Raw genomic sequence first — 24031 nt, 5'->3', positions numbered from 1 at the left:
CCCCTTATTTTTATACGCTTTTTGACAACATTTTTCTGTGGGTGTGGATCGACATCACGATACCAAACCCGGCCATCAACACGATCAGTGCCGAGCCTCCGTAACTCACCAGCGGCAGCGGTACGCCTACCACCGGCAGAATACCACTCACCATACCAATATTTACGAAGACATAAACGAATAAAATCAGCATCAATCCACCTGCCATGACGCGGCCAAAGGTGGTTTGCGCGCGTGCCGCAATCCACAATCCTCGCATGATGAGCAGCACGTAAAGCGCCAGCAGGATCAGGATGCCAACCAGTCCTAGCTCTTCAGCCAGTACCGCAAAGATAAAGTCGGTGTGGCGTTCCGGTAAAAACTCCAGCTGCGACTGGGTACCGTGCAGCCAGCCTTTACCGCGCAGGCCGCCGGAGCCAATCGCAATCTTGGACTGAATAATATGATAGCCCGCACCGAGCGGATCGGTTTCCGGATCGAGAAGCATCATGACGCGCTGGCGCTGGTAGTCATGCATCAGGAAGAACCACAGGATAGGGATAAACGCGGCCACCAGCACCACCGCGATACCAATCAGGCGCCAGCTTAAGCCCGACAGGAACAGGACAAACAGGCCGGAGAGGGCGATAAGGATTGAGGTACCGAGGTCAGGCTGCGCCGCAACCAGCAGCGTCGGCAGGAATATCAGCACCAGGGCGATAGCGGTATTTTTCAGCGACGGCGGACAGACGTCACGGTTGATAAAGCGCGCTACCATCAGCGGGACTGCGATTTTGGCAATCTCCGAGGGCTGGAAACGGACAATGCCCAGATCCAGCCAGCGCTGTGCCCCTTTTGAGATGGCACCGAACGCATCTACCGCCACCAGCAAAATAATACAGAAGATGTAGAGATAGGGCGCCCAGCCTTCATAGACGCGCGGCGGGATCTGCGCCATCACCACCATGATGACCAGACCCATCGCGATCTGGCCGATCTTGCGTTCCATCATGCCGATGTCCTGGCCGCTGGCGCTCCAGATAACCAGGGCGCTGTAAACCAGCAGGGCCAGCAGGATCAGCAGCATGGCTGGGTCGATGTGAATTTTATCCCACAGCGATTTTTTATTTGGATTATCCGTCATGATTATTGGTCCTCCGCCGCAGCGGCGGCCGGGTTTTCAGCCGGCAGTTCGGTGTTGTTATCACCCAGCATAATGTGGTCCAGGATCTGGCGCATGATGGTCCCTACCGCCGGGCCAGCGCCGCCGTTCTCCAGAATCATCGCCACCGCTACCTGCGGGTTATCATAAGGGGCAAACGCCGTCATCAGCTTATGGTCACGCAGACGTTCGGCAATGCGGTGTGCGTTATAGGTTTCATTGGCTTTCAGGCCAAAGACCTGTGCCGTACCGGATTTCGCGGCTACTTTATATGGCGTACCCGCGAAATACTTGTGCGCGGTTCCGTTTGGACGGTTTGCCACACCGTACATACCGTCTTTCGCTATTTCCCAGAAGCCGGAATGGATGTCACCCACCGGCGCTTCATGGGGCTGCACCCACGGCACTTTTTTGCCGTCTTCAACGGTACTTTGCAGCAGGTGCGGGACCTTAACCACGCCGTCGTTGATGAGGATCATCATCGCTTTGTTCATCTGAAGCGGTGTAGCCGTCCAGTAGCCCTGGCCGATACCCACCGGTATGGTATCACCCTGATACCACGGCTTCTTAAAGCGCTTCAGCTTCCACTCGCGGGTGGGCATGTTGCCGGACCGTTCCTCTGCCAGATCCACGCCGGTGTAGTGTCCGTAGCCGAATTTGCTCATCCACTCAGACAGGCGGTCAATGCCCATGTCATACGCCACCTGATAGAAGAAAGTATCCGCAGATTCTTCCAGCGATTTAGTGACGTTCAGATGGCCGTGACCCCATTTTTTCCAGTCGCGATAGCGTTTTTCAGAGCCGGGGAGCTGCCACCAGCCCGGGTCAAACAGGCTGGTATTGCGGTTGATAACGCCCGCACTCAGCGCTGAGACTGCCACGTAAGGTTTAACCGTTGATGCCGGCGGGTAAACGCCTTGCGTAGCGCGGTTCACCAGCGGGGTGTTAGGGTCATTCAGCAGGCCGGAGTAGTCTTTACTGGATATGCCGTCAACAAAGAGGTTCGGGTCATAGCTTGGCATAGAAACCATGGCCAGAATGCCGCCGGTGCGCGGGTCTGTGACCACCACGGCCGCACGGCTGCCTGCCAGCAGGGTTTCAATATACTGTTGCAGTTTGAGATCGAGCGTCAGATAGACGTCGTGCCCCGCCTGAGGCGGTACTTCTTTAAGCTGGCGGATGACGCGGCCACGGTTGTTAACCTCAACTTCTTCATAGCCGGTCTGCCCGTGCAGGACATCTTCGTAGTAGCGTTCAATTCCCAACTTGCCGATATCGTGCGTCGCGGCGTAGTTCGCCAGCTTGCCGTCTTTATCAAGGCGCTCGACGTCTTTATCGTTAATCTTGGAAACGTAGCCAATCACATGCGTCAGCGCGGAGCCGTAAGGATAGTAGCGACGCTTGTAACCCTTCACTTCCACTCCGGGGAAGCGGTACTGGTTCACCGCAAAACGGGCGACCTGGACTTCCGTCAGATTGGTTTTCACCGGAATGGAGGTGAAACGGTGCGAGCGGGCGCGCTCCTTTTTGAAGGCCGCGATATCATCATCGTTAAGATCGACAACGCTTCTTAGCGCCTCCAGCGTATTCTGTACGTTATCAACCTTCTCCGGCATCATCTCGACTTGATAGATGGTGCGGTTTAACGCCAGCGGGGTGCCGTTACGGTCGTAGATAATGCCGCGGCTGGGCGCGATAGGCACCAGCTTAATGCGGTTTTCGTTTGAACGCGTCTGGTAATCGGTAAAGCGGACAATTTGCAGATTATAAAGGTTAGCGATCAGCACGCCGGTAAGCAGCAAAATCCCCAAAAAGGCGACCAGCGCCCGGCGCACAAACAGCGCGGACTCAGCCGTATAGTCGCGAAAAGAATTCTGTAGTTTCATCCGCTGCTTAATCTACCCTGGTCAGTCATTACTCGCGGTGATAGGGGTGGTTGGTAGTAATGCTCCACGCGCGATACAAGCTTTCCGCCACCAGGACCCGAACGAGCGGGTGGGGCAGCGTCAGCGCAGAGAGAGACCAACTTTGTTCTGCTGCCGCTTTGCAGGCGGGGGATAACCCTTCAGGCCCGCCAATCAACAGACTGACGTCGCGGCCATCCTGCTTCCAGCGCTCCAGTTCATGCGCCAGCTGCGGCGTATCCCAGGGTTTACCTGGAATATCGAGAGTGACGATGCGGTTCTTGCCTGCGGCAGCCAGCATCAGTTCACCCTCTTTGTCGAGAATACGTTTGATATCCGCGTTCTTGCCGCGCTTCCCGGCGGGGATCTCCACCAGTTCGAACGGCATGTCTTTTGGAAAACGACGCAGATATTCAGTAAAACCGGTTTGTACCCAGTCCGGCATTTTGGTGCCGACGGCGACCAGCTGCAACTTCACGCATTAACCCCAGAGTTTTTCCAGCTCATACAGGCGACGGCTCTCTTCCTGCATGACGTGGACAATTACATCGCCGAGGTCAACAACCACCCAGTCAGCGGTTGCTTCACCTTCAACGCCAAGCGGTAACAGTCCTGCTGCACGCGATTCCTGAACCACATGGTCGGCAATCGAAACAACATGACGCGTAGAGGTCCCGGTGCAGATAATCATGCAGTCGGTAATACTGGATTTACCCTTAACGTCGATAGCGATGATGTCCTGACCTTTCAGGTCATCAATTTTGTCGATAACAAAATCCTGGAGTGCTTTACCCTGCAAGTTTTCCCCCTGGGTGAATGAGATTGTACAACTATGAATTCGTGGCCAGACAGTATACCTGAACTGACGCCCCTGTCGGGACAAATGTCGCCGTCCGGGTTTTTGAAGGCGGGTATCATCCCACCCTCCGCCTGAGATTGCATCGCCATTTTTGTAAAACAATTTCTGTAAAGCAACGTTCGGCGGGAAAGTCTGGCAGCGGAGGATAACAGTATGGCTTAACCTGTCAAGGCAGGATAATCAATATGCTGCTTTTTATGCCTTCCGGCTATTTATCTGCGGTTTTCTGATACAACCCGTGCGTATGAATATACGCCAGCACCGGGGCTGGCAGCAGATCGTCACAGGCTAAACCCTGCTGTAAACGTTCGCGAATAAGGGTGGCTGAGATGTCAAACCACGGCGTCTCCGCCAGATAAATCTTCCCGGCGGGCTGGTTGTGAAGATCTTCAACGTTATCGGTGAGATGGTGTTCAAGCCACTGCTGATATTGCGCTTCTCGCATGGTCAGCGGGTAGCCCGGACGGCGGCAGACGAGCAGGTGGCTGTTCTCCAGAATGGTTTCATACTTGTGCCACGTGGGAAAGTTGAGCAGGGAGTCCTGACCGATAATAAAGGCGAGCGGCTGGTTCGGCCCTTGCTCAGCCCGCCACTCCTGCAGCGTTTGGGACGTCCACGAGGGGGTGTCACGACGCAATTCCCGTTCGTCCAGCCTGAAGAGCGGCTTATCCGCGATAGCCAGAGCGAGCATCTCTTTTCGCTGCTCGCTGGTTGCTTCAGGCTGGGGGCGGTGCGGCGGGACATTATTGGGCATGATGGTAACGCGCTGCAGGCCGATCAGATTCGCCAGAATTTCTACCGGCTTCAGATGCCCGTAGTGTACTGGGTCAAAGGTGCCGCCATACAGGGCCTGTAAAGAGTGCATACTATCCATCAATAAATACGTCAGCCAGCGCCTTGTGGCAGAGCAGCAGGGAAAGGCTTTCCAGCTCCGCCCACACCGACTGGCCGTAATCTTGTTTTAGGGTGAGCTCGGCGCGCATCAGAAGCTGCACAGCCTGGCGAAGCTGTTCATGACTCAGGCGGTTGATGGCCTCGGTGGTCATTGCCCGCCGGTTTTGCCACACCCGGTGTTTATCAAACAGGGAGCGCAACGGCGTATGGGCCGACTGGCGCTTGAGCGTTATCAGCAGCAACAGTTCGCGCTGCAGCGTGCGCAGCAGAATGACGGGTTCACTGCCCTCCAGGCGCAGCTGCTGAAGAATATGCAGGGCGCGTTTGCTTTTCGCCGAGAGCAGCGCATCCACCCAGTGGAACGGCGTAAAGTGCGCCGCGTCGTTCACGGCCTGCTCAACGCGCGGTAGCGTCAGCTTGCCGTCCGGCCAGAGCAGGGAAAGCCTGTCCAGCGCCTGTGCCAGAGCCAGCAGGTTGCCTTCATAGCAGTAGCAGAGCAGCTGGTTCGCCGCATCGTCCAACTGAAGGTTGTTCTGCTTTGCTCTCGTCGCCACCCATTTAGGCAGGTGCGCCTGCTCAGGCGTCTGGCAGGTGACCAGCACCGCGTGGGTCGCGAGTTGGGTGAACCATGCCGCGTTTTCCTGCGCTTTGGTAAGCTTGCTGCCGCGCACAATTAACAGCAGATCGCTGTGTAACAGGCTCACCAGGGTGGCGAGTTGCTCGTTGATGGCCGCGTTAGGGCCGTTCTCCGGCAGCAGGATCTGGATTGTCTGGCGCGATGCAAAAAGGCTCATCGCCTGACAGAGTGAGAAGAGGGAGTTCCAGTCGGTGGTGTTATCCACCTGAACGGTATGGTGTTCATCAAAGCCCTGGGCCGCGGCCGCATGCCGCACGGCATCCAGGCTTTCCTGAAGTAGTAACGGATCGTTTCCGAGCAGCAGATACGCCGCGCGCAGCCCTTCATTGAGCTGCGCGCGGAGTTGTTCAGGATACAGCCTGATCATCATTTACCCAGAGAGGTAGAAACAGGAGGCGTGCTGGCATCCGGTTTTTCAATAATGTCAGAGCCTTCCCGGTTAGACGCTGCAATACCTGGCAGTTTGCGGATCAGCTGTTCCGCCGCCTTGTCATACATTTCGTTGATGATAATCTGCTGCTCGGCATCTTTTGCCAGCGCGGTTTGCGGGTTATCAAAGAACGAACGATACACTTTTGTGCTGATCGGATAGATGTCTTTACCCGGGATCAGCACAGCCGCGTTGACCGACAGCACCATCTGATATTCAGCTGTACGACCGTCCTGGAAGATGGACGCCGTATCCTGGCTCAGCGTCATCCCCAGTACACGCAGAGACGGTACGTCCTGGCGAAGCGTACCTTTCTCGATAAGCTCAACGCCGTTCAGGCGCAGCTGATTGCGAATTGCCCGGCTGAGCGGACCGTTTGGATCCCCGGAATCAAAGATCATTGTTTTCATCTCAGCAGGCACCGCCGTGGTGTTGCGCAGGTGCCAGCCACAGCCAGCGGTGACAAGCACCGCCAGAGATAAGAGTATTGTTGCCAGTTGTCGCACGTTTCCTCCCGCGCTTAGCCAACGACCAGATTGAGCAGTTTACCCGGTACGTAGATCGCTTTACGTAAGGTAACGCCCTCAAGATATTTCGCAACCAGAGGTTCCTGACCCGCGCGCTCGCGAACCTGATCTTCAGTTGCATCAACCGCCACGGTAATTTTACCACGGACTTTGCCGTTGACCTGGACCACCACCAGCGTGGTGTTTTCCACCATCGCTGCCTCGTCAGCCACCGGCCACGGCGCGTTGTCGATATCGCCTTCACCTTTCAGCTCCTGCCACAGGGTGAAGCTGACGTGCGGCGTGAACGGGTTCAGCATGCGAACGACGGCCAGCAGCGCTTCACGCATGATGGCACGATCTTGCTCGCCGTCCTGCGGGGCTTTCGCCAGCTTGTTCATCAGTTCCATAATAGCCGCAATTGCGGTATTGAAGGTCTGACGACGACCGATATCATCGGTCACTTTCGCGATCGTTTTATGAACATCACGACGCAGCGCCTGCTGATCTTCGCTCAGCGCAGCGGCGTTCAGTGCCGGGGCATCACCCTGTGCGGTGTGTTCGTACACCAGTTTCCAGACGCGTTTCAGGAAGCGGTTCGCGCCTTCCACGCCGGATTCCTGCCACTCCAGCGTCATATCAGCCGGAGAGGCAAACATCATGAACAGACGCACGGTATCCGCGCCGTAACGCTCAACCATCACCTGCGGGTCGATACCGTTGTTCTTAGACTTGGACATCTTGCTCATGCCGGTATAAACCAGTTCATGGCCTTCAGCGTCTGTCGCCTTAACGATACGGCCCTTCTCGTCGCGTTCAACGATTGCATCAACCGGAGAAACCCAGTTGCGCTCGCCGTTCGCGCCAACGTAGTAGAAGGCGTCTGCCAGCACCATGCCCTGACACAGCAGCTGTTTAGCGGGTTCGTCAGAGTTCACCATGCCGGCATCGCGCATCAGCTTATGGAAGAAGCGGAAATAGAGCAGGTGCATGATGGCGTGTTCGATGCCGCCAATGTAGATGTCTACCGGCAGCCAGTAGTTGGCGGCGTCAGAATCCAGCATACCTTCTTTGTACTGCGGGCAGGTATAGCGCGCGTAGTACCATGACGACTCCATAAAGGTGTCAAAGGTGTCGGTTTCACGCAGCGCAGGCTGGCCGTTGACGGTGGTTTTTGCCCACTCAGGATCGGCTTTGATCGGGCTGGTGATGCCGTCCATAACCACGTCTTCCGGCAGGATCACCGGCAGCTGATCTTCCGGCGTTGGCATCACGGTGCCGTCTTCCAGGGTCACCATCGGAATCGGCGCACCCCAGTAGCGCTGACGGGACACGCCCCAGTCGCGCAGACGGAAGTTCACTTTACGCTCGCCCACGCCCAGTGAGGCCAGCTTGTCGGCGATGGCGTTGAAGCCCTCTTCGAAGCTCAGACCGCTGAATTCGCCGGAGTTGAACAGGGTGCCTTTTTCGGTCAGCGCTTGCTCGGTCAGGTCGGGTTCAGAACCATCGGCAGCCAGAATAACGGCTTTAATCGGCAGGTTGTATTTGGTGGCAAATTCGTAGTCGCGCTGATCGTGACCCGGAACGGCCATTACCGCACCGGTACCATACTCCATCAGCACGAAGTTTGCCGCCCAGACCGGGATCGCTTCGCCAGTAAGCGGGTGCTTAGCATAGAAGCCCGTCGCAACGCCTTTTTTCTCCATCGTCGCCATGTCGGCTTCGGCCACTTTCGTGTTGCGGCACTCGTCGATGAAGGTAGCCAGTTCCGGGTTGTTCTCTGCCGCTTTCTGCGCCAGCGGGTGACCTGCGGCCACGGCCAGGTAGGTCGCGCCCATGAAGGTGTCCGGACGGGTGGTGTAGACGGTCAGGGTCTGATCGTAGTTCTCAACGTTGAAGGTAATTTCCACGCCTTCAGAACGGCCGATCCAGTTGCGCTGCATGGTCTTAACGGTGTCAGGCCAGTGGTCCAGCGTATCCAGATCGTTCAGCAGTTCATCAGCGTAAGCGGTGATTTTGATAAACCACTGCGGGATCTCTTTACGCTCAACTTTGGTGTCGCAGCGCCAGCAGCAGCCGTCGATAACCTGCTCGTTCGCCAGAACGGTTTGGTCATTCGGGCACCAGTTAACGGCAGACGTTTTCTTGTATACCAGGCCTTTTTTGTACAGCTCGGTGAAGAACTTCTGCTCCCAGCGGTAGTATTCCGGGGTACAGGTCGCCAGCTCGCGGCTCCAGTCATAACCGAAGCCCAGCATTTTGAGCTGGTTTTTCATGTACGCGATGTTGTCATACGTCCATGGTGCCGGAGCGGTATTGTTTTTAACCGCTGCGCCTTCTGCAGGCAGGCCGAACGCATCCCAGCCGATTGGCTGCAGAACGTTTTTTCCCAGCATGCGCTGGTAACGGGCGATCACATCACCGATGGTGTAGTTACGCACGTGGCCCATGTGTAGTCGACCAGAAGGATAGGGAAGCATCGACAGGCAGTAATACTTCTCTTTGCTCTCGTCTTCGGTTACTTCAAAGGTGCGCTTCTCGTCCCAGTGTTGCTGGACTTTTGATTCTATCTCTTCCGGGCGGTATTGCTCTTGCATGGCAGCCAGTGGTCCTGTGTTCAATACAGCTACAAAAATGTAGCCAATGGATGTGGTAATTCAGATCCGCATAGCATAGCCCAAACGCCCGCGTCAAAACAGCCTTTCGCGCAATTGCACTTTGCAGGAATTTACCGGGTCTGTGCTTCACCTGACAAAGCGGCGGTGAAATAAGGTCTATTATTAGAAATAGTTACTTACCCGGGAGGCAAAATGATGAACAAGGTTGCTCAATTTTACCGCGAACTGGTGGCGACACTGACGGAACGGCTGCGTAACGGCGAGCGCGATATTGACACGCTGGTCGAACAGGCGCGTGCCCGGGTGACGCAAACGGGTGAGTTAACGCGAACCGAAGTGGAAGAGGTGACGCGCGCCGTGCGCCGCGATCTTGAGGAGTTTGCGCGTAGCTACGAAGAGAGCCAGGAAGAGGTCACGGACAGCGTCTTTATGCGGGTGATCAAAGAGAGCCTGTGGCAGGAGCTGGCGGATATTACCGATAAAACCCAACTGGAGTGGCGCGAAGTATTCCAGGATTTAAACCATCACGGCGTGTACCAGAGCGGTGAAGTCGTGGGGCTGGGGAATCTGGTGTGTGAGAAGTGCCATCACCATATTGCGGTGTATACGCCGGATGTGTTGCCGCTGTGTCCGAAGTGTGGGCACGATCAGTTCCAGCGTCGCCCGTTTGAGCCATAAATAAAAGCAAAACGGCAACCCCGTTGCCGTTTTTAGTGTTTGCTCCCTCTCCCCGTGGGAGAGGGCCGGGGTGAGGGCATCAGGCCGCAGAGTAATAAGTCAGCCTTTCCGCCAGCAAATCCACAAACGCCTCCCGGTCGATATCCACCATTACCGTGGTATTCGGTTTATTCCCCGTCAGCGAATAGTAATCCACCACCGTCATCCCCTGGGTGTATTTCCCCTGCGTCTCGACGCCAACCCATCTGTGCACAGTGGTAAACATCTCAGGCTTCAGTAGCCAGGCAATGGTACACGGGTCGTGCAGCGGCGCGCCGTGGAAACCCCACTTTTCGGCTTTGTGATACTCCATAAAGAAGTCGAGCAGTTCGGCCACGGTTGTCGCGACCGTATTACCCACGGAGCGGAAACGCTCAATATCGTCCGCCATAATCTGCGCGCGGTGAGTAACGTCCAGCCCAGCCATCACAATCGGTAGGCCGGACTGGAAGACAATCTCAGCAGCTTCCGGGTCGACAAAGATGTTGAACTCCGCAGCCGGCGTCCAGTTCCCCAGCCCCATCGCGCCGCCCATAATCACAATACGGGCGATTTTACCGTGCAGTTCCGGGTGGCTGTTTAGCAGCAGCGCAACGTTGGTTTGCGGTCCGGTGGCGACCAGCGTCACGGGCTCCGCGCTTTCACGCAGCACCTTCGCCATCAGCTCCACGGCGGTGCAGTTTTGCGGCGCAAAGCCTGGCTCCGGCAGTGCCGGGCCGTCCAGGCCGCTTTCCCCATGAACGTTGTCGGCAATGATCAGCTCGCGCATCAGCGGCTTCACGGCCCCGCCGGCGACAGGAATATCGGTGCGTTTGAGCAGCGTCAGCATGCGCAGCACGTTGCGCAGGGTTTTATCAGGCGTTTGGTTTCCAGCGGACGAGGTGACCGCTTTTACATCGAGTTCAGGGGAGGCAAGTGCAAGGACGAGCGCGATCGCGTCATCATGACCCGGATCGCAATCGAGAATAATTGGCTGTGCCATAGCGTTCTCCATACGTAGCGTTATTTTGTGACAAGGTTAACGCTGCAATGTGACGCCGACGAGAGGAACTGAGTGAAAGCGTGAAGCAGTGCGCAATCCGCAGATTGCGCACCGAGAAGATTAGTGCAGGATTTTCGCGAGGAAATCTTTGGCGCGTTCGGATTTCGGGTTGGCGAAGAACTCTTCTTTCGGTGAGTCTTCGACAATTTTCCCTTCGTCCATAAAGATCACGCGGTTGGCCACTTTACGGGCGAAGCCCATTTCGTGCGTCACCACCATCATGGTCATCCCTTCGTGCGCAAGCTCGACCATCACGTCCAGCACTTCGTTGATCATTTCAGGATCGAGCGCTGACGTGGGCTCATCGAACAGCATGGCCACCGGATCCATACACAGTGCGCGCGCGATCGCCACACGCTGCTGCTGGCCGCCGGAAAGCTGTGCCGGGAACTTATCGGCATGCGCAGAAAGCCCCACGCGCTCCAGGAGCTTCAGCCCTTTCTCGCGCGACGCTTTTTTATCACGCTTAAGCACTTTTACCTGCGCCAGCGTCAGGTTCTCAATAATGGAGAGGTGAGGGAACAGCTCAAAATGCTGGAACACCATGCCAACGTGAGAGCGAAGCTGGGCGAGGTTGGTTTTCTTATCGTTCACTTTGGTGCCGTTCACAACAATTTCGCCCTGCTGCACAGGCTCCAGACCATTAACCGTTTTGATCAGCGTGGACTTACCGGAACCGGACGGCCCGCACACCACCACCACGTCGCCTTTTTTGACTTCGGTGGAGCAGTCGGTCAGCACCTGAAAGTGCCCATACCATTTAGAAACATTTTTCAGGGAAATCATTATACCGTCCTTTTCTTCAGCCAGCTGACCAACAGCGACGCGCTTAAACTAATCACAAAATAGACCGCACCCGCGAAGAGCACCATCTCGACCTGCGTACCATCACGTTCACCGATGGTCGACGCGGTACGGAAAAAGTCCGCCAGGCTCAGAACATAAACCAGAGAGGTATCCTGGAACAGCACGATACCCTGGGTCAGCAGGAGTGGAACCATGGCGCGAAACGCCTGCGGCAGAATGATGAGCTGCATGGACTGCCAGTGCGTCATTCCCAGCGCCAGTGCGGCGCTGGACTGCCCGCGGGAGATACTCTGGATACCCGCTCGGATAATCTCTGAATAATAAGCGGCCTCAAACATTGAGAACGCCACCATAGCGGAGATCAGGCGGATATCAGTTTTCGGCGACAGCCCCAGCACGTTCTGTAAGAAGCCGGGGACGATCAGATAAAACCACAGCAGCACCATCACCAGCGGAATAGAGCGGAACACGTTAACGTAGGCGGTCGCAAACCAGGCGAGCGGCTTAAAGCTCGACAGTCGCATGACGGCCAGCAGGGTGCCCCAGACTATACCCACGATGATGGCGATCGCGGTGATCTTTAAGGTAATTACCAGACCATCGAGCAGGTAGGGCATGGATGGAACAATAGAACTCCAGTCAAATTCGTACATTATTTGCCCCCCAGATTGCCCGGCAGGCGTACTTTGCGTTCAACCAGGTTCATCACCAGCATGATGAAAGCGTTAATCAGAACATAGGCGAGCGTGATCGCGGTGAAGGATTCCCACGCGTGAGCGGAGTAATCCAGCAGCTTGCCCGCCTGTGCAGCCATATCCACCAGGCCGATGGTTGAGGCGATGGCCGAGTTTTTCACCAGGTTCATCATCTCAGAGGTCATCGGTGGAACGATAACGCGGTAGGCGTTAGGCAGCAGCACATAGCGGTAGGTTTGTGGCAGGGTCAGGCCCATGGCCAGGCCCGCATTTTTTTGTCCGCGCGGCAATGACTGAATGGCGGCACGCACCTGCTCGCAAACGCGCGCAGCGGTAAACAGCCCCAGACACATCATGGAGGAGACAAAGAACTGCACATTCGGATCCAGCTCCGACTTGAACCACATGCCAATATTTTCCGGCAGCAGTTCCGGGATGACCAGATACCAGGTAAAGAACTGCACGATGAGCGGAACGTTACGGAACAGTTCCACATACAGTGTGCCAATGGTTGAAAGGAAACGGTTAGGGACGGTGCGCAGAATACCGAACAGCGAACCGACAAGAAACGCGATGATCCACGCCGTTATCGATAATGCCACGGTAACCTGAAAGCCGCTCCACAGCCAGCCAAGATAGGTGGTGTTGCCGAACGGGGCTTGTTGCAGGAATATGCCCCAGTTCCAGTCTATTGACATAATAAACTCCAGAAAAAAGAGGGTAGCAGCGCTACCCTCGAAGATTGGTGAGAAGCTCATTTTTCGCGCTGAGTGGGGAACGACCACTCAACGTATAGTCTGTCCATGCTTCCCGACAATCGAGAGGGCAGGAGATCCCGCCCCTGTTGTTCTAATTAGTTAAGAGCCTTGTCATTTGGAGATTTGAACAGCGCTTTCATGTCGTCAGACAGTTCAAAATTCATGTTCAGGTTTTTTGGTGGAATTGGGTTCTTGAACCACTTGTCGAACCATTTTTCCGCTTCGCCGGAGGTCTGAACCTGAGCGATGGTGTCATCGATCAGCTTTTTGAACTGCGGATCGTCTTTACGCAGCATACAGCCGTAGGCTTCTTTGGACTGCGCGGTACCGACGATATCCCAGTTGTCTGGTTTCTTCGCCTTCGCACGTTCGCCCGCCAGCAGGGCGTCATCCATCATAAACGCGACGGCGCGGCCGCTTTCCAGGGTACGGAAAGAGTCGCCATGGTCTTTCGCGCTGATGATGCGCATGTCCATTTTCTTCTCGTCGTTCAGCTTGTGCAGCAGGACTTCAGAAGTGGTTCCGGAGGTCACAACGACCGCTTTGCCTTTCAGGTCAGCAAAATCTTTGATCGCTCCGCCTTTTTTGGTCAGCAGACGGGTACCCACGACGAAGATGGTGTCAGAGAAGGCCGCCTGCTTCTGGCGTTCGAGGTTGTTGGTGGTAGAGCCACACTCGAAGTCAAAGGTGCCGTTTTGCAGCAGTGGAATACGGTTCTGTGAAGTGATTGGGATCAGCTTCACCTGCAGGTCAGGTTTGTTCAGCTTTTTCTTCACAGCTTCAACGATGGCGTTGGAGTAATCCTGTGAATAGCCCACGACTTTTTGCGTGTTGTCGTAGTAAGAGAACGGGACGGAAGATTCACGGTGGCCGACCACGATGACGCCGTTTTTGGCAATCTTGTCGAGAGTGCTGCCTGCTGTTGGAGCGTCTTCAGCGTGAACCACGCCTGCGGACATTCCCATAACCAGCATTGCTGTGGCCAGTTTACGTAATTGCATACCCAACTCCTTTCTTATCAGCGCCAGTGACGCATTGATACCCATTGTGATGTTGTTATATCTCGCGCGATGCGAGTGCAGTGTTATGCAAGCTTGTTAACATTTAGTCTGGCTTAATGTAAAGATTTTGCTGCGTTATTGTTTATTTTTGCGAAGCGCGCCGCACCATTCAGAGGCAATAATCTCCCGTTGCACCGTTTCGGTGCTACCGATGATCTACGCTGGTGCGACAAGGTTACACGTTAAGCCAAACTGCGTTTGCGTGAATAAATAAAGCAATAGGCGTGCCAGATTTGGCGTCGGAAGGGAGTTGTCGGGTGACGGCTACGCCTTACCCGACCTACGGGAGTAAAAATGTAGGCCGGGTAAGCGTCAGCGCCACCCGGCAACAGAAGGTAAGACTAGCGACGACGGTGACGCAGGCTCATCAGCACGGCGCCAAAGCCGAACAGCGCGGTCAAAATCCACAGTGGCCAGTTGCCGGTACGGGCGTACGGCGTAAGTCCCGTGGTTGGTGTGACGTTAGTGGTCAGCACCTCACGGGTAAACTGCGGGATCATGGCCTGGATTTCACCCTGCGGACCAATCACGGCTGTGATGCCGTTGTTGGTGCTGCGCAGCAGCGGACGCGCCAGCTCCAGGGAACGCATGCGCGCCATCTGGAAGTGCTGCCACGGGCCGATAGATTTACCAAACCAGGCATCGTTGGAGATGGTCAGCAGATAGTCGGTATCCGGACGGAAGTTATCCCGCACCTGCTCGCCGAGGATGATTTCGTAGCAGATGGCCGCCGTAAGAGCCAGACCGTGCGCATGCAGCTGGGGCTGAACGTACGGGCCGCGGCTGAAGGAGGACATCGGCAGGTCAAAGAACGGTGCCAGCGGGCGCAAAATCGACTCCAGCGGGACAAATTCACCAAACGGCACCAGGTGGTTCTTGTTGTACCGGTCAGTAGAGTGGTAGCTGTACTCGCTATCTTTCCCAAGCGTAATGATAGTGTTGTAGGTGTCGTAGCGGTTCTGCTGATTCAGCCGCGCATCGACAATGCCGGTAATCAGCGTGCTGCCGCGCGCTACCAGCAGGTCGTTCATCATGTTCAGGAACGGCTGCTGGTTGATTTCCAGATCGGGAATGGCAGACTCTGGCCAGATAATCAGCTGCGATTTACCCATCACCTCTTCGGTGGCGTTGGCGTAGATCTTCAGCGTGTTCAGCAGCTCTTTTTCGTCCCACTTCATGGACTGCGGGATATTCCCCTGCACCATGGAAACCTGCATGGTGCGCTCAGGCTCAGGCGTGAACCACTGGATATAGCGCAGCGGGAAGGGCAGGGCGAACAGCACCAGCGCCACAGCCAGCGGTTTCCAGCAGCGCTGGACCAGCGCCAGGACCAGCAGGCCGCTCACCACCATCAGCAGGAAGTTAATGGCTTCAACGCCCATTACCGGCGCCAGACCTTTCAGCGGGCCGTCAATTTGGCTGTAGCCGAACTGTAGCCACGGGAAACCGGTCAGCACCCAGCCACGCAGGAACTCGGTAATCTGCCAGACTACCGGCGCGGCAATGGCGACGCGCAGCCAGGTGGTTTTAGGCCACAGGCGAGAAAGGATACCGGCGAACAGACCGGTGTACAGTGAGAGATAAGCAGCGAGCAGTACGACCAGAAAGACGTTAACCGGGCCCGGCATCCCGCCAAACTGGGCGATACTGACGTAGACCCAGTTAATACCGGAACCAAACAGCCCCAGCCCCCAGAAGTAGCCAATGGCGGCGGCCTGTACCGGACGACGGTTCAGGGTCAGGCCCTGAAGTCCCATCAGGGAGAGAATGGCCGCGGGCCAGATATCGTAAGGAGAAAAAGCCAGCGTACCGCTGGCTCCGAGCAACAGCGCCAGCAGCAAACGGACGCGCTGGCGTTCAAGCAATGGGGCAAATGCCATTTACATTAATCTTCCAGTTTTGGCACCGGTGAATCGTCCGGCGTTCTGACGTGAACCTGTATAATACGTCGGCTGTCGGCCATTGCTACTTTGAACTGGTAACCGTCGATGTCAACGGTCTCACCGCGCGCCGGAAGATGGCCAAAGGCCTGCATCACCAGTCCGCCAATGGTATCGACCTCTTCATCGCTGAAGTGGGTACCGAAGGCGTCGTTAAAGTCTTCAATCGAGGCCAGCGCGCGCACGGTCCAGGTGTGGCGGCTGAGCTGACGGAAGTCGATATCCTCTTCTTCGTCGTACTCGTCTTCGATTTCACCCACGATCAGCTCAAGGATATCCTCGATCGTGACAAGACCTGAGACGCCGCCGAATTCATCAATAACAATCGCCATGTGGTAACGCTGAGAGCGAAACTCTTTCAGCATCCGATCCACACGTTTACTTTCCGGCACAACCACGGCCTGGCGTAACACTTTTTCCATGCTGAAGGCTTCGGCATCGCTGCGCATAAACGGCAGCAGATCTTTCGCCATCAAAATCCCTTCGATGTGATCTTTATCTTCGCTGATGACCGGGAAACGCGAGTGGGCGGATTCGATGATCACATCGAGGCACTCGTCCAGGGTCTGGTTACGTTTCAGGGTGATCATCTGCGAGCGGGGGATCATGATGTCGCGGACGCGCTGGTCAGCGATGTCCATAACCCCTTCGAGCATTTCGCGCGTATCTTCGTCGATAAGGTCGTTCTGCCCGGAATCACGAATCAGCTCCAGCAGTTCATCACGGTTTTTCGGCTCGCCGTGGAAAAGCTGGTTCAGAATGAGGGAGAAAAATCCCTTTTTACTGGTTGTCGTGTCGCTACTGTGTGAATTGTCGTCGCTCATGGCGTTTGTTAAGGGTTCTCTTATTAGTTCAACGTTAACCACCGCGCTATGTCCCTGCGCGGTGGCATGGTAGTCAGTAACTGACTATTCTTTCTCGGCAATGTACGGATCCTCATAGCCCAGAGCAAGCATTATCTCTGTCTCAAGGGACTCCATCTCTTCCGCTTCGTCATCTTCAATATGATCGTAGCCCAACAGGTGCAGGCTGCCGTGTACCACCATATGCGCCCAGTGGGCTTCCAGCGGTTTCTGCTGCTCTTTGGCTTCCTGTTCCACTACCTGACGGCAGATGATCAAATCACCAAGCAGTGGCATCTCGATGCCCGGCGGCGCTTCGAACGGGAAAGAGAGCACGTTGGTCGGCTTATCTTTCCCGCGATAGGTCAGGTTAAGCTCGTGGCTTTCCGCTTCATCCACCAGGCGAATCGTGACTTCTGATTCTTCCTGAAACTGAGGAATAACGGCATCCAGCCATTTCTGAAACTGTGCCTCTTCTGGCATGCCAGAATTGTCTTCACAGGCCAGCTGTAAATCGAGGATCACCTGACTCATTTCTGTTCTTGCTCCTGCGCTTCGCGCTTACGTTCCGCGGCCTGTTCGGCCCTGCGTTTTTGATCCGCCTCTTCCCAGGCTTCATAGGCGTTAACGATGCGCGCGACCACCGGGTGGCGTACCACGTCTTCACTGTGGAAGAAGTTAAAGCTGATTTCGTCTACCTCTGACAGCACTTCAATGGCGTGGCGCAGGCCGGACTTGGTGCTGCGAGGCAGGTCGATCTGGGTGACGTCACCGGTGATGACCGCTTTCGAGTTAAAGCCGATACGCGTCAGGAACATCTTCATCTGTTCGATGGTGGTGTTCTGGCTCTCATCGAGAATGATGAACGCATCGTTCAGCGTACGACCGCGCATGTAGGCGAGCGGAGCCACTTCGATAACGTTACGCTCAATCAGCTTCTCAACCTTCTCAAAGCCGAGCATTTCGAACAGCGCGTCATACAGCGGGCGCAGGTACGGGTCGACCTTCTGGCTCAGATCGCCAGGCAGGAAGCCCAGTTTTTCACCCGCTTCCACGGCAGGGCGGGTCAGCAGGATGCGACGGATCTCCTGGCGTTCCAGTGCATCGACCGCCGCGGCAACCGCCAGATAGGTTTTACCCGTACCCGCCGGACCCACGCCGAAGGTGATGTCATGGTCAAGAATATTAGCGATGTACTGCGCCTGGTTTGGCGTGCGCGGCTTGATGACGCCACGCTTGGTCTTAATGTTGATCGCCTTGCCGTAGTCCGGCACGCTTTCCGCGCTTTGCTCAAGCACTCGCGCCTCTTTAATGGCGAGGTGAATTTGTTCCGGTTCGATGTCCTGAATCTCGCCGCGCATTGGGGCGGTATCGACATACAGGCTGCGCAGAATATCCGCAGCCGCGTTGACGCAGATAGGGCGTCCGGTGAGTTTGAAATGGTTATCGCGACGATTGATTTCGATACCCAGACGTCGTTCCAGTTGTTTGATGTTGTCATCAAACGGCCCGCACAGGCTCAGCAGGCGAGCGTTGTCTGCGGGCTCAAGGCTAATTTCACGCGTATCTATGTTCAAACTGTTCCTCTTTGATTGGTTAACTGACCCGCTGCCACACGGCGCAATAAAACGGTCATTACCGAAATTATTCACGCCACAGAATAAAGGCGCAAGCGTTGCGGAAGATATTGGGGGCGATGAGAGGAAATACAAGGCCTGCCAAAGCGGCAGGCCTGAAGGATTAAGGCTGGTAAATCCCAACGCCAGAATCGTTTTCTTTGCGGGTACGCGAGATCACGGATTCCGGTGACTCTGCGATACGCAGGCCCATTTCGTCCTCGGTGCGTACCACCTTCGCGCGCAGCGAGTTGGTCAGCACCTCGACAATCTCGACGTCCACGAATTTACCGATCATATCCGGGGTGCCTTCAAAGTTCACCACGCGGTTGTTTTCGGTACGACCGGACAGCTCCATAATGCTCTTGCGGGAGGTGCCTTCCACCAGAATGCGCTGGACGGTGCCGAGCATACGGCGGCTCCAGGCGTTGGCCTGCTGATTGATGCGCTCCTGCAGAATATACAGACGCTGCTTTTTCTCTTCTTCCGGCACATCGTCAACCATGTCGGCCGCGGGTGTTCCAGGACGCGCTGAGAAGATGAAGCTGTAGCTGACGTCAAAGTTCACTTCACCGATGAGCTTCATGGTGCGCTCGAAGTCATCAGCGGTTTCACCAGGGAAGCCAACGATGAAGTCGGAGCTGATCTGAATATCCGGACGCGCTTCACGCAGCTTGCGGATGGTGGATTTGTACTCCAGCACCGTATGCGGGCGGCCCATCAGGTTCAGAACGCGGTCAGAGCCGCACTGAATCGGCAGGTGCAGGAAGCTCACCAGCTCAGGCGTATCGCGATACACGTCAATGATGTCGTCGGTAAACTCCATCGGATGGCTGGTGGTAAAGCGGATTCGGTCGATACCGTCAATCGCGGCCACCAGGCGCAGCAGTTCGGCAAAGCTGCCAGTGGTGCCGTCGTAGTTTTCCCCACGCCAGGCGTTAACGTTCTGGCCGAGCAGGTTCACTTCACGGACGCCCTGCGCGGCAAGCTGCGCGATTTCAAACAGAATATCATCTGCCGGGCGGCTGACCTCTTCACCACGGGTGTAAGGCACCACGCAGTAGGTACAGTATTTGTTGCAGCCTTCCATGATGGAGACAAAAGCGGTCGGGCCATCGGCGCGCGGCTCTGGCAGGCGGTCGAATTTTTCGATCTCCGGGAAGCTGACGTCAACAACCGGGCTGCGGTTACCGCGAACCTGATTGATCATCTCAGGCAGGCGGTGCAGGGTCTGAGGGCCAAAGACGATATCCACATACGGGGCTCTCTGGCGGATCAGCTTACCTTCCTGCGACGCGACGCAGCCACCCACGCCGATGATCAGGTCCGGATTTTTCCGTTTCAGAAGCTTCCAGCGGCCTAACACATGAAAGACTTTTTCCTGTGCTTTTTCACGAATTGAACAGGTGTTCAGCAGCAGCACATCGGCTTCTTTCGCATTTTCAGTCAGCTGGGATCCGTGGGTGGTATCCAGCAGATCGGCCATCTTGGATGAATCGTATTCGTTCATCTGACAGCCCCAGGTTTTTATATGGAGTTTTTTAGTCATCGACTTGCTCAGCTCAGGATTGCAAGCCGCGTATTGTAATGCTTTGGTGGGGTTGTGACCAGTGTGACGGTTATGTGTCTCATGACCGCAAAAATCCGGTAAACTTAAGGGATTCTCCAAGAAGGAAAAAATGACCATGACACTCCAACACACCGAAGTTGCCGTTGTCGGCGGCGGTATGGTCGGCGGCGCGCTGGCGCTGGGACTGGCGCAGCAGGGATTTGAGGTAACGGTAATTGAGCAGTCGGCACCGCCGGCATTCGATCCCGCCAGCAAACCGGACGTGCGCATTTCCGCCATCAGCGCGGCGTCCGTCGATCTGCTGCGCGGCCTGGGCGTCTGGGAGGCGGTGCTGGCGATGCGTGCGCATCCTTACAGCCGCCTTGAAACCTGGGAGTGGGAAAATGCTCACGTGTCGTTTGACGCCGCTGAGCTGAAGCTGCCGCGCCTGGGCTATATGGTGGAAAACAACGTGCTCCAGCTGGCGCTCTGGCAGGCGCTGGAGGCACATCCGAAGGTGACGCTGCGTATGCCTGCGTCACTTAAGGCACTGCATCCTCACGAGAGTGGCTATCTACTGACTCTCGACAGCGGCGATGAGCTGGCAGTGAAGCTGGTCGTCGGGGCCGATGGCGCTAACTCGCAGGTCAGGGAGATGGCGGGCATCGGCGTTCATGCCTGGCAGTACCAGCAGTCCTGTATGCTGATTACCGTTCAGTGCGAGAATGCGCCGGGTGAAAGCACCTGGCAGCACTTTACTCCGAACGGTCCGCACGCGTTTTTACCGCTGTATGATAACTGGGCGTCGCTGGTCTGGTACGACAAGCCGGCGCGCATTCGCCAGCTGCAGGGGCTGTCGATGGAGCAGCTGCAGCGCGAGATCTTGCTTCACTTCCCGAGCCGTTTGGGCAACGTGACGCCGGTCGCCGCAGGGGCATTTCCGCTCACGCGGCGCCACGCGTTACAGTATGCCCGTGAAGGGCTGGCGCTGGTGGGCGATGCGGCACACACCATTCACCCGCTGGCGGGGCAGGGAGTCAACCTTGGATACCGTGACGTCGACGCCTTGCTGGATGTTTTAAGCAATGCGCGCGGTCATGCGGAGGCATGGGCCAGCCATCAGGTACTCAAGCGCTACCAGACGCGCCGTATGGCGGATAACTTCATCATGCAGTCGGGGATGGATCTGTTCTATGCCGGGTTCAGCAATGACGTAGCTCCGGTGCGCATTCTGCGTAACATCGGATTGATGGCAGCAGAGCGTGCCGGTGGTCTGAAGCGTCAGGCGCTGAAATACGCCTTAGGACTCTAATCATTATTCCCTCTCCCAGTGGGAGAGGGCCAGGGTGAGGGCATCAGGCCGCACAATTCTGAGCAACAAAAACAAAAAAGCCCGCAGAGCGGGCTTATTTGTTTTAAGTGGCTGGGGTGCAGGGATTCGAACCCCGGAATGCTGGTATCAGAAACCAGAGCCTTACCGCTTGGCGACACCCCAATTGCGTTAAACATACGGCTTAACGACTTTTTAAATTGGCTGGGGTACGAGGATTCGAACCTCGGAATGCCGGAATCAGAATCCGGTGCCTTACCGCTTGGCGATACCCCAACAATTTTTTATTACCGAAACAAATCGATAATCTTAATTTGGTGGCTACGACGGGATTCGAACCTGTGACCCCATCATTATGAGTGATGTGCTCTAACCAACTGAGCTACGTAGCCAGTACTGCAGTCTTCGATGGCTGGGGTACCTGGATTCGAACCAGGGAATGCCGGTATCAAAAACCGGTGCCTTACCGCTTGGCGATACCCCAATACCGCGGAGAACCGCAAAATCGAAGAAATATGGCTGGGGTACCTGGATTCGAACCAGGGAATGCCGGTATCAAAAACCGGTGCCTTACCGCTTGGCGATACCCCATCCGTGCAACGCTTACCCGGGAATGGTGCGGGAGGCGAGACTTGAACTCGCACACCTTGCGGCGCCAGAACCTAAATCTGGTGCGTCTACCAATTTCGCCACTCCCGCAAAAAGATGGTGGCTACGACGGGATTCGAACCTGTGACCCCATCATTATGAGTGATGTGCTCTAACCAACTGAGCTACGTAGCCATCTTTTTTTCGCGTTACCTTATCGGCGTTGCGGGGCGCATTATGCGTATAGACCCTTGCAGCGTCAACACCTTTTTCAACGAAAATAGCCGGAATGTGACTGTTTGGTTAGGTTGCGAACAGCGTGGCCGAATATTCGGCAATTATTGGTTATTAATCGGTTTTCGGTGGTGAAATGTGAGGCAAAAAAAACAGGCCCCTGAGGGCCTGTTTGAAATCGTTGTGATTATTTATAGGCGGACTGGTGAACGCCAACCGCGCGTCCTGATGGATCGTTCATCGCCTTGAAAGATTCATCCCATTCAATGGCTTTTGCGGATGAACAGGCCACGGACGGACCGCCAGGAACACATTCGGCAGCGCTCGGAACCGGGAACAGCTCTTCAAAGATCTCACGGTACAGGTACGCCTCTTTCGAGCCCGGCGTGTTGTACGGGAAGCGGAAGCTTGCGGTTTCCAGCTGCTGGTCAGAAATCTGTTTTGCTGCCACCTCTTTCAGGGTGTCGATCCAGCTGTAGCCAACGCCATCAGAGAACTGCTCTTTCTGACGCCAGGCCACGCTCGCCGGCAGGTAGGATTCAAAGCAATCACGCAGAATATGTTTTTCCATCTTGCCGTTGCCGCACATCTTGTCCTCTGGGTTGATGCGCATCGCCACGTCGAGGAATTTTTTATCCAGGAACGGCACGCGCGCTTCCACACCCCAGGCCGACATCGCTTTGTTGGCTCGCGCACAGTCGAACATGTGCAGCGCCTGCAGCTTACGCACGGTCTCTTCATGCAGCTCTTTGGCGTTTGGCGCTTTGTGGAAGTACAGATAGCCGCCAAACACTTCATCAGAACCTTCACCGGAGAGCACCATCTTGATGCCCATCGCTTTGATCTTACGCGACATCAGGTACATCGGCGTGGAGGCGCGAATGGTGGTCACGTCATAGGTCTCAATGTGATAGATCACATCGCGGATTGCATCCAGACCTTCCTGCACGGTGAAGTGAATTTCATGGTGCACGGTGCCGAGATGGTTTGCCACTTCCTGCGCGGCTTTCAGGTCAGGTGCCCCTTCCAGACCCACCGCAAAGGAGTGCAGCTGCGGCCACCAGGCTTCGGAGCGCTCCTGATCTTCCACGCGACGAGCAGCGAATTTCTTGGTAATCGCGGAGATCACGGAGGAGTCCAGACCGCCGGAAAGCAGTACGCCGTAAGGCACGTCTGACATCAGGTGGCTTTTCACGGAATCTTCCAGCGCCTGACGCAGCTCGGCTTTATCCGTCACGTTGTCTTTAACCGCGTCATAATCGAACCAGTCGCGCTGATAGTACGGACGGATTTCACCGTCTTTACTCCAAAGATAGCTGCCAGCCGGGAACTCTTTAATAGTGCGGCAAACCGGAACCAGGGCTTTCATTTCGGACGCGACATAGAAGTTGCCGTGTTCATCGTGGCCCATGTACAGCGGGATAATACCGATGTGGTCGCGGCCAATCAGCCAGGCGTCTTTTTCGCTGTCGTACAGGGCGAAGGCAAACATGCCCTGCAGATCGTCGAGAAACTCGGGACCTTTCTCCTGATACAGCGCCAGGATCACTTCACAGTCAGACCCTGTCTGGAACGCGTAGCGGTCGCCGTACTCGGCGCGCAGCGCCTGATGGTTATAGATTTCACCGTTGACTGCCAGCGCGTGCGTTTTTTTCTCGTTATACAGCGGCTGTGCACCGGCGTTGACGTCAACAATAGACAGACGTTCGTGAGCCAGAATCGCTTTATCGCTGGCGTATACGCCTGACCAGTCCGGTCCGCGATGGCGCATCAGGCGGGACAGTTCGAGTGCCTTTTTACGCAGTTCGCCCGCGTCAGTTTTAATATCCAGTACGCCAAAAATTGAACACATAACCTTCTCCG

At 55.7% G+C, this 24031-nt stretch carries 21 protein-coding genes and 7 tRNA genes; 2 read left to right on the top strand and 26 right to left on the bottom strand.

Annotated elements, in window-relative coordinates:
• Window positions 1-10: 10 nt before the first annotated feature.
• From mrdB to leuS, 8 genes are all read right to left on the bottom strand, one after another.
• Window positions 11-1123, bottom strand: coding sequence for a peptidoglycan glycosyltransferase MrdB (gene mrdB, locus AB8818_RS08065; RefSeq protein WP_042715186.1), 1113 nt, complete (start codon window positions 1121-1123; stop codon window positions 11-13).
• Window positions 1124-1125: 2 nt separating this feature from the next.
• Window positions 1126-3027 (bottom strand): peptidoglycan DD-transpeptidase MrdA, encoded by a 1902-nt coding sequence (gene mrdA / locus AB8818_RS08060; protein WP_163330468.1) that lies wholly within the window; start codon window positions 3025-3027, stop codon window positions 1126-1128.
• Between the two features lie 28 nt (window positions 3028-3055).
• A complete protein-coding gene (gene rlmH, locus AB8818_RS08055; RefSeq protein WP_003858701.1) occupies window positions 3056-3523 on the bottom strand; it encodes a 23S rRNA (pseudouridine(1915)-N(3))-methyltransferase RlmH in 468 nt (155 codons plus the stop codon).
• Between the two features lie 3 nt (window positions 3524-3526).
• Entirely contained in the window at window positions 3527-3844 is a 318-nt protein-coding gene (gene rsfS / locus AB8818_RS08050; protein WP_003858696.1) for a ribosome silencing factor, read from the bottom strand.
• Between the two features lie 268 nt (window positions 3845-4112).
• Window positions 4113-4778: a nicotinate-nucleotide adenylyltransferase gene (nadD, locus tag AB8818_RS08045; protein ID WP_192983965.1), complete on the bottom strand. Its 666-nt coding sequence runs from the start codon at window positions 4776-4778 to the stop codon at window positions 4113-4115.
• Window positions 4771-5802, bottom strand: coding sequence for a DNA polymerase III subunit delta (holA, locus tag AB8818_RS08040; protein ID WP_192984052.1), 1032 nt, complete (start codon window positions 5800-5802; stop codon window positions 4771-4773). The genes nadD and holA overlap by 8 nt, the downstream gene beginning before the upstream one ends.
• Window positions 5802-6371, bottom strand: a complete 570-nt coding sequence (gene lptE / locus AB8818_RS08035; protein WP_116341183.1) for an LPS assembly lipoprotein LptE — start codon at window positions 6369-6371, stop codon at window positions 5802-5804. The genes holA and lptE overlap by 1 nt, the downstream gene beginning before the upstream one ends.
• Before the next feature lie 14 nt (window positions 6372-6385).
• Entirely contained in the window at window positions 6386-8968 is a 2583-nt protein-coding gene (gene leuS / locus AB8818_RS08030; protein WP_116341181.1) for a leucine--tRNA ligase, read from the bottom strand.
• A 216-nt stretch (window positions 8969-9184) separates the two neighbouring features.
• Between leuS and AB8818_RS08025 the strand changes: the two genes are divergently transcribed.
• Window positions 9185-9667 carry a zinc ribbon-containing protein gene (locus AB8818_RS08025; RefSeq protein WP_116341781.1) on the top strand — a complete coding sequence of 161 codons (483 nt, stop codon included), beginning with the start codon at window positions 9185-9187 and terminating at the stop codon, window positions 9665-9667.
• A 79-nt stretch (window positions 9668-9746) separates the two neighbouring features.
• On the opposite strand, the gene rihA is transcribed toward AB8818_RS08025, so the two are convergent.
• The 10 genes from rihA to miaB all read right to left on the bottom strand — a co-directional run bounded on the left by rihA (window position 9747) and on the right by miaB (window position 20016).
• A complete protein-coding gene (gene rihA / locus AB8818_RS08020) occupies window positions 9747-10688 on the bottom strand; it encodes a pyrimidine-specific ribonucleoside hydrolase RihA (RefSeq protein WP_192983963.1) in 942 nt (313 codons plus the stop codon).
• Between the two features lie 120 nt (window positions 10689-10808).
• Window positions 10809-11534 (bottom strand): amino acid ABC transporter ATP-binding protein, encoded by a 726-nt coding sequence (locus AB8818_RS08015; RefSeq protein ID WP_014883001.1) that lies wholly within the window; start codon window positions 11532-11534, stop codon window positions 10809-10811.
• Window positions 11534-12208, bottom strand: a complete 675-nt coding sequence (gene gltK / locus AB8818_RS08010) for a glutamate/aspartate ABC transporter permease GltK (protein WP_013097580.1) — start codon at window positions 12206-12208, stop codon at window positions 11534-11536. The genes AB8818_RS08015 and gltK overlap by 1 nt, the downstream gene beginning before the upstream one ends.
• Complete coding sequence (locus AB8818_RS08005) at window positions 12208-12948, bottom strand: amino acid ABC transporter permease (protein WP_028012347.1); 741 nt, start codon at window positions 12946-12948, stop codon at window positions 12208-12210. The genes gltK and AB8818_RS08005 overlap by 1 nt, the downstream gene beginning before the upstream one ends.
• 155 nt (window positions 12949-13103) lie before the next feature.
• Complete coding sequence (locus tag AB8818_RS08000) at window positions 13104-14009, bottom strand: amino acid ABC transporter substrate-binding protein (RefSeq protein ID WP_162874968.1); 906 nt, start codon at window positions 14007-14009, stop codon at window positions 13104-13106.
• A gap of 401 nt (window positions 14010-14410) precedes the next feature.
• Window positions 14411-15949 carry an apolipoprotein N-acyltransferase gene (gene lnt / locus AB8818_RS07995; RefSeq protein WP_192983961.1) on the bottom strand — a complete coding sequence of 513 codons (1539 nt, stop codon included), beginning with the start codon at window positions 15947-15949 and terminating at the stop codon, window positions 14411-14413.
• Between the two features lie 5 nt (window positions 15950-15954).
• Complete coding sequence (gene corC / locus AB8818_RS07990; RefSeq protein ID WP_021242574.1) at window positions 15955-16833, bottom strand: CNNM family magnesium/cobalt transport protein CorC; 879 nt, start codon at window positions 16831-16833, stop codon at window positions 15955-15957.
• 84 nt (window positions 16834-16917) lie between these two features.
• Window positions 16918-17385, bottom strand: coding sequence for an rRNA maturation RNase YbeY (gene ybeY / locus AB8818_RS07985; RefSeq protein WP_003858677.1), 468 nt, complete (start codon window positions 17383-17385; stop codon window positions 16918-16920).
• Entirely contained in the window at window positions 17382-18428 is a 1047-nt protein-coding gene (locus tag AB8818_RS07980) for a PhoH family protein (RefSeq protein WP_028012349.1), read from the bottom strand. Before AB8818_RS07980 ends, ybeY begins: the two co-directional genes overlap by 4 nt.
• 163 nt (window positions 18429-18591) lie before the next feature.
• Window positions 18592-20016, bottom strand: a complete 1425-nt coding sequence (miaB, locus tag AB8818_RS07975; protein ID WP_371199862.1) for a tRNA (N6-isopentenyl adenosine(37)-C2)-methylthiotransferase MiaB — start codon at window positions 20014-20016, stop codon at window positions 18592-18594.
• Window positions 20017-20152: 136 nt separating this feature from the next.
• On the opposite strand from miaB, the gene ubiF reads away from it, so the two are divergent.
• Window positions 20153-21328 carry a 3-demethoxyubiquinol 3-hydroxylase gene (gene ubiF / locus AB8818_RS07970; protein WP_116341777.1) on the top strand — a complete coding sequence of 392 codons (1176 nt, stop codon included), beginning with the start codon at window positions 20153-20155 and terminating at the stop codon, window positions 21326-21328.
• A 108-nt stretch (window positions 21329-21436) separates the two neighbouring features.
• Here the strand turns inward: ubiF and AB8818_RS07965 are convergent.
• The 8 genes from AB8818_RS07965 to asnB all read right to left on the bottom strand — a co-directional run bounded on the left by AB8818_RS07965 (window position 21437) and on the right by asnB (window position 24020).
• Window positions 21437-21511: transfer RNA gene (locus AB8818_RS07965), tRNA-Gln, on the bottom strand.
• A gap of 36 nt (window positions 21512-21547) precedes the next feature.
• Window positions 21548-21622 (bottom strand) — tRNA-Gln (locus tag AB8818_RS07960).
• Window positions 21623-21661: 39 nt separating this feature from the next.
• A tRNA-Met gene (locus tag AB8818_RS07955) sits at window positions 21662-21738 on the bottom strand.
• 17 nt (window positions 21739-21755) lie between these two features.
• Window positions 21756-21830, bottom strand: a tRNA-Gln gene (locus tag AB8818_RS07950).
• Between the two features lie 32 nt (window positions 21831-21862).
• Window positions 21863-21937: transfer RNA gene (locus AB8818_RS07945), tRNA-Gln, on the bottom strand.
• A gap of 23 nt (window positions 21938-21960) precedes the next feature.
• Window positions 21961-22045: transfer RNA gene (locus tag AB8818_RS07940), tRNA-Leu, on the bottom strand.
• Between the two features lie 7 nt (window positions 22046-22052).
• Window positions 22053-22129, bottom strand: a tRNA-Met gene (locus AB8818_RS07935).
• 226 nt (window positions 22130-22355) lie between these two features.
• Window positions 22356-24020, bottom strand: a complete 1665-nt coding sequence (asnB, locus tag AB8818_RS07930) for an asparagine synthase B (protein WP_192983959.1) — start codon at window positions 24018-24020, stop codon at window positions 22356-22358.
• Window positions 24021-24031: the final 11 nt, after the last annotated feature.

The sequence above is a fragment of the Enterobacter sp. KB-280D8 genome (genome assembly GCF_041399405.1).
GTDB lineage: Bacteria > Pseudomonadota > Gammaproteobacteria > Enterobacterales > Enterobacteriaceae > Enterobacter > Enterobacter cloacae_N.
The sequence above is the reverse complement of the archived record's forward strand: the minus strand, read 5'-3'. Positions and strand labels throughout refer to the sequence as shown.